11 protein-coding genes and 1 rRNA gene are annotated in these 16,113 nt (G+C 56.9%); 5 read left to right on the top strand and 7 right to left on the bottom strand.

Annotated features, from left to right (window positions below):
• Positions 1–164 precede the first annotated feature (164 nt).
• Positions 165–280 (top strand): 5S ribosomal RNA (gene rrf, locus ACO05M_RS06340).
• A 300-nt stretch (positions 281–580) separates the two neighbouring features.
• On the opposite strand, the gene ACO05M_RS06345 is transcribed toward rrf, so the two are convergent.
• From ACO05M_RS06345 to yidD, 5 genes are all read right to left on the bottom strand, one after another.
• Entirely contained in the window at positions 581–2,653 is a 2,073-nt protein-coding gene (locus ACO05M_RS06345; protein ID WP_421869028.1) for a di-heme-cytochrome C peroxidase, read from the bottom strand.
• Positions 2,654–2,973: 320 nt separating this feature from the next.
• Entirely contained in the window at positions 2,974–4,863 is a 1,890-nt protein-coding gene (locus tag ACO05M_RS06350) for a putative bifunctional diguanylate cyclase/phosphodiesterase (RefSeq protein WP_421869031.1), read from the bottom strand.
• Between the two features lie 176 nt (positions 4,864–5,039).
• Positions 5,040–6,008, bottom strand: a complete 969-nt coding sequence (gene cysK, locus ACO05M_RS06355; RefSeq protein ID WP_421869034.1) for a cysteine synthase A — start codon at positions 6,006–6,008, stop codon at positions 5,040–5,042.
• A 128-nt stretch (positions 6,009–6,136) separates the two neighbouring features.
• A complete protein-coding gene (locus ACO05M_RS06360; RefSeq protein ID WP_421869037.1) occupies positions 6,137–8,320 on the bottom strand; it encodes a sodium:solute symporter family protein in 2,184 nt (727 codons plus the stop codon).
• Between the two features lie 83 nt (positions 8,321–8,403).
• Positions 8,404–8,658 carry a membrane protein insertion efficiency factor YidD gene (gene yidD, locus ACO05M_RS06365; RefSeq protein ID WP_421869040.1) on the bottom strand — a complete coding sequence of 85 codons (255 nt, stop codon included), beginning with the start codon at positions 8,656–8,658 and terminating at the stop codon, positions 8,404–8,406.
• 168 nt (positions 8,659–8,826) lie between these two features.
• Here yidD and ACO05M_RS06370 point away from each other — a divergent pair, with 168 nt between their 5' ends.
• Both ACO05M_RS06370 and ACO05M_RS06375 read left to right on the top strand, forming a co-directional pair.
• The gene (locus ACO05M_RS06370; protein WP_421869043.1) at positions 8,827–10,644 is read left to right on the top strand and encodes a Na/Pi cotransporter family protein; all 1,818 of its coding nucleotides are present in this window, start codon (positions 8,827–8,829) and stop codon (positions 10,642–10,644) included.
• Complete coding sequence (locus ACO05M_RS06375; protein WP_421869047.1) at positions 10,641–10,895, top strand: hypothetical protein; 255 nt, start codon at positions 10,641–10,643, stop codon at positions 10,893–10,895. The genes ACO05M_RS06370 and ACO05M_RS06375 overlap by 4 nt, the downstream gene beginning before the upstream one ends.
• A 24-nt stretch (positions 10,896–10,919) precedes the next feature.
• Here the strand turns inward: ACO05M_RS06375 and ACO05M_RS06380 are convergent, their stop codons facing one another.
• Positions 10,920–11,432: a SixA phosphatase family protein gene (locus ACO05M_RS06380; protein ID WP_421869050.1), complete on the bottom strand. Its 513-nt coding sequence runs from the start codon at positions 11,430–11,432 to the stop codon at positions 10,920–10,922.
• Positions 11,433–11,642: 210 nt separating this feature from the next.
• Here ACO05M_RS06380 and ppk1 point away from each other — a divergent pair, with 210 nt between their 5' ends.
• Entirely contained in the window at positions 11,643–13,838 is a 2,196-nt protein-coding gene (ppk1, locus tag ACO05M_RS06385; RefSeq protein WP_421869053.1) for a polyphosphate kinase 1, read from the top strand.
• A 24-nt stretch (positions 13,839–13,862) separates the two neighbouring features.
• On the opposite strand, the gene norR is transcribed toward ppk1, so the two are convergent.
• Positions 13,863–15,443 (bottom strand): nitric oxide reductase transcriptional regulator NorR, encoded by a 1,581-nt coding sequence (gene norR / locus ACO05M_RS06390; RefSeq protein WP_421869056.1) that lies wholly within the window; start codon positions 15,441–15,443, stop codon positions 13,863–13,865.
• A 217-nt stretch (positions 15,444–15,660) separates the two neighbouring features.
• Between norR and ACO05M_RS06395 the strand changes: the two genes are divergently transcribed.
• Positions 15,661–16,107, top strand: coding sequence for a c-type cytochrome (locus ACO05M_RS06395; protein ID WP_114695106.1), 447 nt, complete (start codon positions 15,661–15,663; stop codon positions 16,105–16,107).
• Positions 16,108–16,113: the final 6 nt, after the last annotated feature.

Consider the following 16,113-nt stretch of genomic DNA (forward strand, 5'->3'; position numbering starts at 1 on the left):
ACGCCAAAGCGGTGTTAGGTTGGCACTGATACGAAACAAGCTAGATATAAACGATCGACACGTTGAACTGATTCAAAGAGACTTCAATTAAGTTCACAGAAAATTGCTCCTGCATTTTCTGCACTTCCGCCATCCATGGCGGGCGGATTCACTTACCTTTTTTGCTTGGCGACCATAGCGATTTGGAACCACCTGACCCCATCCCGAACTCAGCAGTGAAACGAATCAGCGCCGATGGTAGTGTGGGGCTTCCCCATGTGAGAGTAGGTCATCGCCAAGCGCCTAATATAAAGAAACCCGGTTCCTGCGAACCGGGTTTTTTTATATCTGCTGTTTAGTGATCTGCACTCGCATGGGGAAAGGTAAATAAACGCCGCTTGCGGCCCCACCACCCCTGTGAAGTAGGGTAAAGCCGGAGTAGGCGAAGCATGGCTTCGACCCGGTTTTACGCCCCGGGCCTACCGGCCCCGGGGACTTCCATCGCCAAGCCTCTAATAAAAGAACTCCCCTAGCACGTGGTCCCAGGAAGCATTTCTAAATCTAACCAACCATCGACAAGTGCAGTTCGGGCTTGGCCTTATTAAAGCGTTTTCAAGAACTCGATCAGGGCATCCTTATCTCGAGCTGAGAGTTTTACCCCATGTCTGACGGTTGAGTGCCCTTGATTGGAATTGGCGTAGGCACTGGTATCTAGCAATGAGTGTCCGTCAGGGCAGTTATCTCCCTTGGGTTGATACTCAAAGCCGACATCTGCGGCGACAAAGTTTCGGCTACCCACACAGAATTTGGCGATGCGCTGCTCCTGCGGTGTCAGCATCTCTCTTAAGCTTGGGACTGAGCCGTTATGCAGAAAGGGAGCTGTTGCCCAAATCCCCGTCAGCGGTCGCGCTTTGTAGCGGAATAATGCATCAGCCGGGTTGATGTACTTCGTCGCTTCCGTTTTGGTATCGCTTCGTTTCTTGCCGATCAGTCCGTCCCAGAAAAGCTCACCGGCGATGACGCCTTTTACCGTAGTCGACAGTGCTTCGCCCCGGTATTGGAAGTACTTGCCATAGCGTTCGCCACGAATGATGTCCTTTCTGGTTCCTTCAAAGGTGCCTGTCTTCCAACGACGTACCGTTTGGGTATCGCCGCTCAACACGGTTTGATTGTTTCTTGGACGCGCTTCGAGAATGAAGTTGCCGGCAGCGACTGGATCTGTGCCGATTTCGGGAACTCGAATCATGTTGGCTTGGTAGGGTTGATCTTGCTGTTCGCGAGCAACGTATTGGTGACAGCTGGAGCAGTTGACCTGGGTTTCTTGTTCGGTCTTGCCCAGATAGATGGCTCGGCCCCTTTCGATCAGGTTGTCATCCAGCGCGTAGATCGATTGAGGCCACTTTGGTGAGCGAAGCCGGCTTAGCCAGTGCTCGATGGAGCCCAGGTTTTTCATCATCACCGACGATTTATAGCCGCCCAGTTGGCCTTTTCCCAGTGGGCCCAACAGTTTGGGGGCGCGTGTCGGTACGTTGGCCGGTACTCCATCAGGTAGCTTTTTGGTGAGGCGTTTCAGGTACTTATCCAGTACTTCGAGCTCATCATATTTTTTGTCGAACTCTATACCTTTCCCGGTCGGGATAAATTCGATATGGCCGTAGACACCGACTACCTCTCCGACGTTGCGTCCCAGCGCGCCTCCACCATCATCTTGATTGTGAACCGCGCCGTTCCATTGCACGACATTGGATTGAGAAATTCCCCATAAGAACGGGTAGCTGACCGGCGCATTTGCCGGGTAGAAGTTTTGTGGAACCTCTGCATGAGTGACAGTGACTTCGTTAAGAATCGCGCCGAGCGCATCCAGTCGGCCCCGGCCGTAGTCCGGGAATGAGGGGCTGTAGTTCCGGGCATTTCGCAGCTGAATTCTCAGCCGTTGCAGGCGCACCTTCGACATCAGCCTGTTCGCTTCTTCAATGCTGTGGACTTCACCCAGAATACGTTTGGCGAACCGATCGAACTGTGCCTTAGCCGCGCGAAACGCCGCTTCGCCTTCCTCTTTCTTTACGGTAATCGGGTCCATCGAACAGAGCGCATCGGCTAATCCTACGTTGAGGGCGCGAAGGTCGGAAAGCGTTGGGGCACCTTCGATCAGCACCTTACGGCCATTCAAATTCAGTAGGTTGCTGTGACAGGCCGAGCAGGTCGGCCCCATAAAGTCCCCGTCAGGGGTTGGGGTCTTGGCGAAACCGATGGGCAATCCATCCGGATTCCACAATGGGTCTGCGGGGGCTGGGATATATCCGATCGACGCAAGGTGGGAAGGATCCCTGAAACGACTCCAGTTGCCGGGATTCAATGTTGAATCGGTGCGGCCCTTGCAGCTCCGCTCAGCTATTTCGAGGTGGAGGAACCAATCGTAGGGTATCAGGGCCGATCCCTGCGGGGTGAACCAGAAAGCCCGACGAAGTTCGGCGTTCCATCCCTGTGAAACCTCATACCATGGGAGTCCTGGCACGGCGCGTAGTCCGTCATAATCTGAATTGGGAGTCAGGTCGGGTTCAACCGTCTGTTTGCCGATTCTTACATCGTAGGATGAGCAGGCGGTGATGAGCAGTGCGAATGCGACAACTAAAACCCGCATTCCATTGGTTAGTCTCGAGAGATTCTTATCCATAACTATCAACCTCGTAGTCATTGACGAGCTTTAGTTGATAGGAGCAAGAATAGGAGAAAACCGGGCCTTTACAAGAAACCCCACCGATCTCGGTTTGGGCTTATTGTGATCCGTCATTGGGCAGATTCAGCGGCCCAGCGTTGTTGGTTGAGGCCAAGGGTTCGAAGGTTTCTGGCCGAGTGGGATGTGTGTTGGCTGCCGGATTGATCAAACAGCTCGCAGAGTTCAGCAGGGGGCGTGGATGTTAGCTGCAGCGATCGGGGCGTTGCTGCAGCTGTCGATTCAGTCGCGGTATCGGCAGATTGTTACCCGGGAGGGGATCAGAGTTGTTTGAGAAAACTCTCCAGCTGTTCCGGGCTGAGCGGACGGCTATAGAGGTAACCTTGGGCGACTTTCAGACCCTGTTGGCGCAGGTAGTCGCGTTGTTCTGGCGTTTCTACACCTTCTCCGACAGTGTTCAGACCCAGGCCGTCGGCCAGGGTCAGGGTGGCATTAACCAATGCCTGATCCTGCGGATGCTCCAGCAAGTCCTTGATAAAACAGCGATCGATCTTAAGGGTGTCGAACGAGAAACTCTTAAGGTAGCTCAGCGAGGAGTAGCCTGTGCCGAAGTCGTCCAGTGCCAGGCTGATGCCCAGATCGCGAAGCTGTTTGAGGGTTTTCTTGGTCTCCTGCTGATTTCTCATCAGCAGGTTCTCCGTGACCTCGAGTTCCAGCCGTTCGCCGGCAATCTCGTGGCTATGCAGTTGCTCCGCAATGGTGCGAGTCAGGGTGGGGCTGGAAAATTGGCGCGGTGAGATATTGATCGACAGTTTAAAGTCGTTCAGTCCCTGCTGGTTCCAGTCGCTCAGTTGGGTCAGTGCTTCTCGGATTACCCAGTCGCCAATCGGGAGAATCAGACCAGTGGCTTCAGCCAGCGGTATAAACTGGTTGGGAGGGATCTGTCCCAGGGCCGGGTTGTTCCAGCGTAACAGGGCTTCGACCGTGCAAACCTTGCCGGTGGCCAGGTCGACCAGAGGCTGGTACTCCAAGTAGAGCTCATCGTTCTCCAGCGCTCGTCGTAGTCGTTGCTCGATCTCCATCCGCTCAACCGCAGCGCGATTTATCTCGGCGGAGTAGTATTCATAACGGTTACCCCCTTCATCCTTGGCGCCGAACATGGCGGCATCGGCATGGCGTAGCAGCTCGTAAGGATCCTGCCCATCTTCGGGGAACAACGAAATACCGATGCTGGCGGTGAGTGACAGCTCGCGTCCATCGATTCGGTAGGGGGCGGCCAGCATCGAGAGGACTTTCTCAGCCACCCGGCTGGCGTCATCGGCATTGGCGAGGTCGGTCAGGACAATCAGGAACTCATCGCCGCTGTAGCGCGCGACGGTATCGGTCTGGCGAACGGTTTCCCGGATTCGCGAAGCCGCCAGTGTAATCAGTTGATCCCCGACATCATGCCCCAGCGAATCGTTGATCTGCTTGAAGTTGTCGAGATCGACAAACATCACAACCACGGTCTGCTGGTGCCGGATGGCCACGTTGATCGCCTGGCTCATCCGGTCCATGGCCAGGAAGCGGTTGGGCAGTTCGGTCAGGCTGTCGTAGTTTGCCTGATGCTTGATACGGTTAGCCTGGGCCTTTCGCAGCGAGATATCTTCTTCGATATTGAGAAAGTGGGTGATCTGTCCTTCGTCGTTGCGTACCGGCGAGATTCCGGATTGGACCCAGTACGACGTCTTATCCTTACGTTGATTGATCAGCTCGCCTTCCCATGAGCCTCCCTGCATCATGGTGTTTTCAATCTCTGTGATCAGGTTGCCGGCGTTTTTCGCGGAGCGGAACAACTGCGGCTTGGCGCCGATTGCCTCTTCTCGAAGCAGGCCGGTGGTACGAATAAACGCATCATTGACGTACTCGATGGTGCCGGCAAGGTCGGTGATGAAGATCGCAACCGGGCTTTGAGAGACGGCTTGGGAGAGTTTGGTCAGTTGTCGGCTGCTGGCCTGCAGCTTTGCTTCGGCGCGGTTGCGGCGCTGGAGTTCGCGACTGAGCAACACCAAGATCAGCAGGCTGGAGAAAAAAACAAAGCCCCAACCCTTGTAGGTTTGAATACTGGTGATGCTGTCCGGAAAAACGGTTTCGACCAACTGGTCAGATAGGGTGATCCAGAGGACAGAGAAGGTGGCGTAAATTGCTGCGACGCGGAGCGGAAAGCTCATGGTAGACAGTCCCTGGAACGATGTTTTCCGGTTCAATAGTCAGATTTAGAGAATAGTTGAGTCTATCCGAGCGGTATCTTTTATAGGTTGACCCAGATCAGGGTTTAGCCAAATCCAGAGGGGCTGCGGGCTTCGTGGGGAAGGGCAGGGGCTGCGATTACAGCCCCTGCAGGGGGTTATTGCACGCTCTCGTTATCGGAGAACAGACCCTCGAACAGGGCCGTAGAGAGATAGCGTTCGCCGGAATCAGGCAGAATAACGACGATGTTCTTGCCTTCGTGTTGCGGCTGTTGGGCAACACGGACCGCGGCGGCCAGGGCGGCACCGCTGGAGATGCCGGCCAGGATGCCCTCTTTGCGCATCAGCTGACGGGCAAACTCGATCGCATCGTCATTGCTGACCTGTTCGACCTGATCAACCACCGACAGGTCCAGGTTTTTAGGTACAAAGCCGGCACCGATACCCTGAATCTTGTGGGGCGAGGGCTGCAGGTCTTCACCTGCCAGGTGTTGGCTGATTACCGGTGAAGCTTCCGGTTCAACCGCTACCGATACAATCGCTTTACCCTGTTGCTGTTTGATGTAGCGCGAAACACCGGAGATGGTGCCGCCGGTACCGACACCGGATACCAGAATATCGATGGCGCCGTCGGTATCATTCCAGATTTCCGGCCCGGTCGTCTGTTCGTGAATCTGCGGGTTGGCCGGATTCTCAAACTGCTGTGGCATAAAATACTGGGCCGGGTCGCTGTCGACGATCTCCTGGGCTTTGTCGATCGCACCCTTCATGCCTTTCGGCCCTTCGGTCAGGACGATATCGGCCCCCAGGGCCTTCATGACCTTGCGGCGTTCCAGGCTCATGGTGGCGGGCATGGTCAACACCATCTTGTAACCACGGGCGGCGGCGACAAAACAGAGCGCGATGCCGGTGTTGCCGCTGGTGGGTTCGACGATGGTCATACCGGGCTTGAGTGCGCCACTTTTTTCGGCTTCCCAGATCATGTTGGCGCCGATGCGGCATTTGACCGAATTGGCGGGGTTGCGGCTCTCAATCTTGGCCCAGATATTGGCGTTGCCGAAGTGATTGATCTTGACCAGCGGAGTACCGCCAATCGATAGGGAGTTATCGGAGAAAACAGCGCTCATTTTGTTGCTCCAGTGTGGGTTTTATAAGTTTTTGATTATAACTGGTTTATTGGTTTTCAATAATTGTTTTAGGCGATAGGGTTATATCGGCAGGGAATAAACCTGAGGGCTCAAGTAGGGCTGCCGGATCAGTTCTTATTGATCGTCTGGCGTAGGTTCTCCAGTTCCTGCAACTGTTTCTGATTCACAACCCGCTGATCAAACAGCTTCTGATCGCTGTTATCCAGGCGCTCTTGCAGGTGGCCGAGTTGTTGTTGTTGCTGTTGTAGCTGTTGTTCCAGCTCGTCGATTCGGTGCTGCAGTTGTTCGACAAACGACAGGCCGCGCTCCGTGGTTACGCGCTGCGGCTTCTGCGTATTTTCGTCCCCCGGCTTGGCCAGTAATTCGGTTTGGATATGACTGTAGATGGCATGCAGGTCGCGGGTTTCTCGTTCGCTGTAGCGGATTGTTTTTTCCATCACCTGATGGGCGCTGGCACTACCGATTGAGCCGGAAAGAGCATGCTCAAGCATCCGGTGAAATTCCAGCAGCTCGATGATGGTCAGGTACTCCTTGGCATCGATATGCAGCTCTTCGATGATCTGTTGGACGGTTGATTCGGCTTTTTCCTGGGGTAGGTAATCCATCAGCAGGCGCGTGGCTTCATCGAGCTTACCGTGAAATGGAATATAGGCATCCAGCCCGGTGGCCCGTCCATGGTAGCGGGCACTGCCCGCCACCAGGGCGTTCATAAACTCGCTGCGCTGGTTGCGTTCCTGCTTTGACGGGTTGTAGAGCAGTGAGCCGGCAATATAGGCGCCGAGGTTGAACAGCAGCGACCAGAAGGTACTGTGGCTGACCGATGACAACCCCTCCAGTCCAAACAGTTGTTGGGGCCTGAGCCAGTGAATTCCCCAGGGGCCCTCGCTGAGAATTTCGGGGGGCAGGCCGTGGCCAACAAAAGCCGGCATCAGCAGGGTATAGAACCAGAGCAGGAACCCGGCACAGAGGCCGGCAATGGCACCGACACGATTACCCTTGCGCCAGAATAAACCGCCGAACATTGCCGGAACAAACTGGAAGATCGCGACGAAGGAGATGATCCCCATCGCCACCAGCATATAGCTGTTACTGAACTCGACCGAGAACCAGTAGCCGCTGCCGATCAGCAGGCCGATCATGACCCAGCGACAGTGCAGTAGGTAGCCACGCAGGAACCCCAAGGGCCCCATGCGCTCAAGCAGAGGCAATAGCAGGTGGTTGGTGGCCATGGTCGACAGGGTCATGGCGCTGAGAATCACCATCCCGGTGGCAGCCGAGAATCCGCCGATAAAACCGACCAGCGACAGCCAGTCGACCCCGGCATACTGGGGCAGCAACAGCACGAAGGAGTCGGCCTGCTCTCGGGGCAGCCCTTTGATCAGACCGGCGGCGGCGATCGGGATTACGAACAGGCCGATCAGAATCAGATAGCTGGGCAGTAGCCACATCGCCGGAATGATATGGCGTTCGGTGGCATTCTCGACCACGGTGGCGTGAAACTGGCGCGGCAGGCACTGGATCGAGGCGGCACCCAGGATGACCAGGGTAAACCAGTGCAGCATGCTGGAGCCTTCGGGAATCTGAATGCTGACCAGGCGGGGGAAGCCTGCATAGTGAATTCGCTGAAAGATATCGCTGAAGCCGTCGTACATGCCGTAGGTGACAAACAGGCCAATCGCCAGGAACGCCAGCAGCTTGACCACACCCTGTACCGCCAGCACGGTCATCACCCCGAGGTGACGCTCCGTGGGGTCCAGTCGTCGGGCGCCGAACAGGATGGTAAAGGCGATCATCCCCAGCGGTACCAGCGCTCCCCCCAACTGGCCCATCTGGCTTTGGGCATCGATATCGGCGACCACGGCAAAGGATTGGGTGACCGCTTTGAGCTGCAGGGCGATGTAGGGCACGATGCCGATCAACGCGATCAGGGTTACCAGGGCCGCGACCAGCTCCGAGCGGTTGTAGCGCGCCGAGATAAAGTCGGCGATGCTGGTTATGTGGTAGGCCTCTTTGATCCGTACCATCCGCCGCAACACGGTCCACCAGGAGAAAATCGCCAGAATCGCGCCGACGTAGATGGCGAAAAACAGCAGGCCCGATTCGGTGGCAAATTCGACGCTGCCGTAATAAGTCCAGGAGGTGGCATAGACGGTGATCGACAGCGCGTAAACCAGCGCCGGTGTATGGGGTTTCACCCGATTGGCGTTGTTGCGTTCTACCAGCAGCGCGATCAGGAACAACAGCGTCATGTAGATCAGGATGACAATGATCAGCGTCGCAGCAGAATACATGGTGCTCCTTTCAATCTAGACGGCGGTGCCTGTGGCTGTTTCGATCCAAGGTAACAAAGATATAGTCAGCTCGGTCCTTAGAATCAATCTTCTTTCTTTTCAGTGGCCTGCTGACAGCCACAAGCTTGGGTTGGTACCGGATCGATACCGCCTTCGGAAAACGGGTGGCAGCGCAGAATGCGGCGGCAGCCCAGCCACAGACCGCAGAGTATGCCGTGCCGTTCGATCGCTTCGATGCAGTAGCTGGAGCAGGTGGGGTAGAAGCGACAGTTGCTGCCCAGAATTGGACTGATCAGCAACTGGTATCCCCGGATGATCTTTAACAAAAGCCATTTCATCGCTCTATTCTAACTGAAAGGCGCCGCAAGTCAGTGGCTCTGCAACTAAGGGCCTAGCTGTGGGAGTGGTCCGGGTATGATCCGCATCGAAAGGTTTATGCTTCGTGGGATCTGCTGCTAAATTGTAGAAAGATAAAGGAATACAGGATTTCTGTTGGATCCGCCCCCATGCTAAGAAAAGCGCTTCTTCCCTCAATTTTTATTCTGCTGGCTTACGGCTTCTGGCTCAGTCCGGACTTCAAGGTGATCAGTGCCGGGGTGGCGTTGTTTCTGTTCGGCATGCTGTCGCTGGAAGAGGGGTTCCGGGCATTCTCCGGCGGCATGCTGGAGAAAGTGCTGCAGCGTTCAACCGACCGGCTCTGGAAGAGTCTGGGGTTTGGGGTGCTGACCACCACCCTGATGCAGTCAAGTTCGCTGGTGTCGGTGATTACGATCTCCTTTATGAGTGCCGGTCTGCTCGACCTGACCGCCGGCATCGGCATTATTTTCGGTGCTAATCTGGGCACGACGACCGGAGCCTGGCTGGTGGCGGCGTTTGGTCTCAAACTGAAATTGTCAGCCTACGCGATGCCGATGTTGGTGTTCGGTGTGATCCTGCTGTTCCAACGCAGCAGCCAGCTGAAAGGGTTCGGTTATATTCTGGCCGGGCTTGGATTCCTGTTTCTTGGTATTCACTACATGAAAGAGGGCTTCGACACCTTCAAGGGCAACTTCGATCTGGCCGCCTATGCCGTCAGTGGTTATCCGGGTCTGTTCCTGTACGCCGCCATCGGAACCCTGGCGACCGTGGTGATGCAGTCGAGCCATGCGACCCTGGTGTTGATCATCACGGCGCTGTCGACCCAGCAGATCAGCTATGAGAATGCGTTGGCGCTGGCGATCGGCGCCAATATCGGCACCACCATCACCGCGATCATCGGGGCGATGGGGTCCAACGCCCAGGGACGTCGGCTGGCCGGCGCGCATCTGATCTTCAATGTCTCCACCGGTCTGGTCGCGATACTGTTTATTACTCAGCTGGTTCAGGCTGTCGATGCCCTGGGGCAGTGGTTCGGAATTGCCGATCTGGATTTCACCTTAAAGCTGGCGCTGTTTCATACCCTGTTTAACCTGATCGGGGTGCTGCTGATGCTGCCGCTGATTACGCCGATGAAGCGTCTGCTGATTCGGATGATTCCGGAACCCCAGATCGATATCGAGCGGCCCCGTTATATCGTTCCGTCGGCGGTGCAGTTTCCGGATACCGCCGTGGAAGCGGTACGTCAGGAGACTCAGCGGGTGTTTGATAATGCGCAGGACCTGATCATCCGGGGATTATCGATGGAGCCGGGTCGGGTGTTGGGGACTCAGGATCTTGATGCCGAACTCAGTGCTCAAACCCGCTATACCCCGGTGGATATCGATGATCTCTACCAGCGTCGAATCAAGTCGCTGTTCAGCGCCATTATCGCCTTTATCAGCGAAGCCGCCTTCAGCTGGAAGGAGCAGCAGTCGGGCAGCCTGCATTGGTTGCGCGATGCCAACAGCAATATCGTGGAGGCGGTGAAAGCCTGTAAACACCTGCAAAAGAACATGCAGCTCTACCTGTTCAGCGAACAGCCCGCGATCCGGCGTGAATACAATCAGCTGCGGCTGCAGGTGGTTGAGCTGTTGCGGCAGTTGGAACAGTTGCGACAACAGCCGGATGAGGGCTCGATACTCGGTCTGGATGAAACCCGGCTGACGCTGCTGGAGTGGCACCGAGAACAACATTTGCGCTACTACCGCCTGATTCGGGATGCCGAGATCAGCCCGGAGATGGGCAGTTCGCTGATCAACGATGCCGGTTATGTGGCCACCATCAAACAATCGCTGCTGGCGGCGGCGACCACTCTGTTTATTCAAAGCGAGCGGGCGAAGAGCGCCATCGAGCGCGATCTGGCATTGGATGACGCCGAACTGAATGAAATTCTGACGCTGGCTGAACAAGCCCGGAGGCAGCTGTGAAGACGCGTAAACTGATCGACCGGATACGAGCGCTGTTCGATGATGATCTACGCAGTAGCCAGCAGAACCGTGAAGCCCTGGAGGCGGTGCTGAAGCAGCTGCGCAGAAAAGAGAAGAAGTTTCAGGCCGAACTGGAGCAGGAATCGTCACCAGAGCGCCGACAAAAGCTGGAGCTGAAGATCAACTTGGTTCGATCACAACGCAAGAAAGGGATCGAGAAGCTAAAACAGGCTCAACAGTCGACCAAATAGAATGTTGTCGCTGCCTTGTGGTGGTTACTCCAACGACAGCTCCTTAGGGCGGGCCTGGTACACCAGACTGGCGCAACCGAACTGCAGGTCGTGCCAGTGATCGATGGGTAACCGCAGCACCACCAGCGCACAGGTCGGCAGCGACAGCCATTCGCCACTCAGCTGCTGCTGCAGCTCCTCCAGTGCCGGGTTATGCCCGACCAGGGCCAAGCGTTGCAGCGAATCCGGTTGTTGTTTGAGGTAATGCCACAGCGGCCGCCAGTCAAACTGGTACAAACCGGCTTCCATTTCCAGTGCGTGCTCGGCGGCTTGCTCGGGCAGCTGCAACAGCGGAGCCGCCAGGGCTTTTGCAGTGGTGGCCGCCCTTACAGCGCTGCTGCTGACCAGTCTTTCCACGCTGAAACCCTGCTGCCGAATATGTTCGGCCATCAATGGCAGATTGCGGTTGCCGCGTTTGTTCAAGGGCCGATCATGATCGCTGAGCTGTGGATGCTTCCAGCTGGATTTGGCATGACGGATCAACACCAGTTGTTTCATGACCGCGACCCCGGGCAGTTAATGATTGATGGCTTTGACTTTAGTTCTCTAATCCATCGGCTGCTACGGGTGGGGGCATTTAGGGGTTAATGGCTCGGAGTTTCCACGATAACCGGCAGCCGCTCGTGCCTTGTCATAAGATTGTTATATAAGCCGAGTATCATGAAGGGCTGCGTTTATTGCGCTCAACACTCATGAAGGGGTAGCACTGTGGAGCAAAGGGAAGATCGGATTGAAGCTGTGGTTGCCGAGCAGGCGATCGTCGAAGAGGCGCCGCTGGCTGAGCCGTTACCGGAGATTGAGCTGGAGTTGGTGCCGTCGGTGGAGCCGGTTGTCGCCGAGCAACAGGACCTGAACGACCGTCAATATTATATAAACCGCCATCTCAGCAATCTGGAGTTTAACCGCCGGGTGTTGGAACAGTCGTTGGATGAGAGCCATCCGCTGATGGAGCGGCTGATGTTCCTGCTGATCTTCTCTAGCAACCTGGATGAGTTTTTCGAAATCCGGGTGGCGGAGTTGCGCCACCAGGTCAAATTTGATCGCGAGCGCTCCGGTGCCGACAACATGCACCCGCAGGAGGTTTTGCGCGAGATTCGGGTGCTCTGCCATGAGCTGGTGGCACGCCAGTACAAGATTCTTAACGACGTGATCTTCCCGGCGCTGATCGAGAACAACATCTACTTCCTGCGTCGCAACGAATGGCAGGAGCAGCAGCGTGAATGGATTCGCGGTTATTTCGAAGACCATATCCTGCCGGTTATCAGCCCGCTGGGGCTGGATCCATCGCACCCGTTTCCGCGACTGGTCAACAAGAGTCTGAACTTTATCGTTCAGCTTGAGGGTAAGGATGCGTTCGGCCGCGATAGCGGCTTGGCGATTATACCGGCACCGCGCTCGCTGCCGCGGGTGATCCGGCTGCCGAAGGAGGTAAGCTCGGACGAGGGTGATCACTTTATCTTCCTGTCGTCGATTATCCATGAGTTTGCCGACCAGCTGTTCCCGGGGATGGAGATGCTGGGGTGCTACCAGTTCCGTCTGACCCGGAATGCCGATCTCAGCTTCGACCAGAACGAGGTGGAAGACCTGGCGTTGACCCTGCGTGGGGAGCTGCACAGCCGCCGCTACGGTGACGCGGTACGGCTGGAGGTGGCGCAGAAATGTCCCGAGCCGCTGGTTCGCTTCCTGTTGGAGCAGTACAAGCTCAGCGAGGATGAACTCTATCTGGTCGATGGGCCGGTGAACCTGACCCGGATGATGAGCATGATGGGACAGATCGACCGTCCCGAATTGAAGTTTTCGCCCTACAGTCCCGGCTTGCCGCGTCGACTGCGCAGCGGCACCAACCTGTTCGATACCCTAAAGAGTGGCGATGTGCTGCTGCATCACCCGTATGAGAGTTTCACCCCGGTACTGGACCTGTTGCGCCAGGCTGCGGCTGATCCCCATGTGTTGTCGATCCGGCAGACCCTGTACCGGACCGGGGCCGACTCCGAGATCGTTACCGCACTGGTGGATGCGGCCCGGAACGGTAAAGAGGTGACCGCGGTGATCGAACTGCGGGCCCGTTTCGATGAGGCCAATAACCTGGCGCTGGCCAGCCGTCTGCAGGAGGCCGGCGCGCTGGTGGTGTACGGGGTGGTGGGCTACAAAACCCACGCCAAGATGGCACTGATCGTTCGTCGTGAAGAGGGACGTTTCCGCCACTACGCCCACCTGGGAACCGGCAACTACCACTCCGGTAACGCCCGGATCTATACCGACTACAGCCTGCTGACCTGCGACCCGGAGATCGGTGAAGATGTGCAGAAGATGTTCCAGCAGCTGACCGGGATGGGCAAAATCCTGCGGCTCAAGCGACTGCTCAATGCCCCTTTCACGCTGCATAAGACCCTGATCGAGATGATCGGCAATGAGGCGCGTAACGCTAAAGCGGGTAAAGACGCGCGGATTATCGTCAAGGCCAACGGCCTGACCGAGCCACGCCTGATCAAGGCGCTGTATAAGGCCTCGCGAGCCGGGGTCAAAATCGATCTGATCGTTCGCGGCATGTGTTCGTTGCGTCCCGGGGTGCCCGAGATCTCCGAAAATATCCGGGTGCGTTCCATTGTGGGTCGCTTCCTCGAGCACAGTCGGGTCTACTGGTTCCATAACGATGGCGACTCGAAGGTCTACTGTTCCAGTGCCGACTTTATGGAGCGCAACATGCTCAACCGGGTCGAGACCGCCTATCCGTTGCTGACCGGCAAGCTGGCCAGTCGGGTGCTGAAGGACATGGAACTCTACCTGAGCGACAACACCCTGGCCTGGGAGCTGAACAGCGATGGTTCCTACAGTCGGGTGGCGCGGACCGACGGTGATGAACCGATCAACGCCCAGATGGGGCTGCTGAGTAAATTCAGTTGATCCGGGGGGCTGAGCGGTTCGCCGCTACGCTTTCAGCCCCAGGCGCTGCAACAGGCGGTAAAAATTGCTGCGATGGATCCCGAGCTGGCGGGCGGCGGCCGCTTGGTTGCCGCGGTGGTGGATCAGTACCTGCTCGATCAGGCGGCGCTGGAACAGGTCGGTGGCATCCTTCAGGTTGGTCGCCTCCTCCAGGCTGACCGCCGGGATAAACTCCTGCGACTCGGCAGACGTGGCGGTTTCGGCCTGGGCCGTTCCCAGGTCGCTGGCATCCAATCCCAGATGATTGGGACGAATGATGATGATATTCCGATCCCGGCCCTGGCTGCTGATCGCTCGCAGCGCAGCGCGGCTGAGCAGGTGGTTCAGTTCACGCACATTACCGGGCCAGGGGTAACTCAACAGATTCTGCTTGGCTTCTTCCGACAGGCGTAAGCCCTGCACCCGGAGGCGGCGTTGATCCGCTTCCAGGGCGTACCCGGCCAGCAGCAGAATATCCTTTCCCCGTTCCCGCAGCGGCGGCACGCTCAACGGGTAGACGCTGAGTCGATGGTAGAGGTCGGCGCGAAAACGTCCGGCGTTGACCTCCTGCTGCAGGTCCCGGTTGGTGGCGGCGACGATCCGAACATCGACGCGCAGCGGCTGATCGCGGCCGACCCGTTGGATCTCGCCGCTCTGCAGCGCCCGCAGCAGCTTGGCCTGGATGCTCAGCGACAGCTCGCCGATCTCATCCAGAAACAGGGTGCCGCCGTCGGCGATCTCGAACTTGCCGGCCCGGTCGGCGCTGGCGCCGGAAAAGGCGCCGCGGATATGGCCGAACAGTTCGCTTTCGGCGATGCTTTCCGGCAGCGCGGCACAGTTGATCTGCACCAGCGGGCCCTGATTGCGTTGCGATTGAAAGTGGATCCGACGCGCCACCACTTCCTTACCGACGCCGGTTTCGCCCTCCACCAGCACCGACAGGTGCGATTGCGCCACCACCGAGATCTCCTGTTTCAGCTCGGTCATCGCCTTGGAGCTGCCGATCATCTCGGATTCGGCGCCGGCGCCTTTTTCATCCAGCAGCGCCTTGGTCACCATCAGTTGGTGTTCGGCCTTGGCGGCCAGGGCATCCATTCTTGCTGCCGCTTTGACGGTGGCCTCGGTCAGGCTGATAACGGTACGGAGCTCGGTATCGTCGATATTGTCGAAGGTGCCGGTGTCCATCGCATCCAGGGTCAGTACGCCCCAGGGCTTGTCGTCGATATAGAGCGAAGCCCCCATGCAGTCGTGAACGTGCAGCTCCATATCCTGATCCTCCACCAGGCCGTCGTAGGGATCGGGCAGTCGTGAGTCGGCCTCGAAGCGGACCGGTTGGCGCGAATGTAGCAGGCGTTGGAGTCGGGGGTGCTCGGCGACTTCGAAGCGGCGCCCCAGGGTGTCGGTGGTCAGCCCTTCAAAAGCCAGCGGCCGCAGCTGGGTCCCTTCGAGCTTGAGCAGGGCGGCGGCATCGCAGGGAAACAGCCCGACGATGGCGTCCAGTAATTGACGATAGCGCTGCTCGGCGGGGATGTCGCGGGACAGGTCGGCGACGATGGTGGTCAGGGTGCGGAAGAAGTTTGAAGTCATTTTGATACCTTTGTTATCCAAATGACATCTTAATTAAAGTTATCAAAATGACAACTGTGCTTTTGAGCGCCTTTGATGTCAGTCAAGTACAGCTTGGCATGATGCTTGTATTGTCGCTCCTGCAAGATGATTTCTTCTGGACCGAGGAGCCTTCAAATGCATTACCTAACCCAAATGCCCTTTCGGGCATTGACCGTCACGGCAGGAGGGGAAAGCCATGGCTGATAACTTTACTAAGGGAATGGCCCGTAACATCTACTACGGTGGCGGTCTGTTCTTCTTTCTTTTCTTCGTAGGTTTAACGTTCGACACTATGCTCGAACTGCCTAAGCGCGATAACCGCGACCAGATCACCGACACTGTTGTTCACGGTAAGAAACTGTGGGAAGACAACAACTGCATCGGCTGTCACAGCCTGATGGGTGAGGGTGCTTACTTTGCACCTGAGCTGGCTAACGTTTATGACCGCTACGGCGCCGGCAACGAGCAGGCATTCAAGCAGTTTATGCAGTCTTGGATGGCGATGCAGCCGCTACCCGCTGAAGGCCGTCGTAAGATGCCTCAGTTTAACCTCAGCACTGAAGAAGTTGACGCGCTGTCTGACTTCTTGATCTGGACCAGCCGTATCAACGATAACGACTGGCCGCCGAACAAGCAGGGCTAAGGGGAG

The organism is Motiliproteus sp. (genome assembly GCF_965230735.1).
Lineage (GTDB): Bacteria > Pseudomonadota > Gammaproteobacteria > Pseudomonadales > Balneatricaceae > Motiliproteus.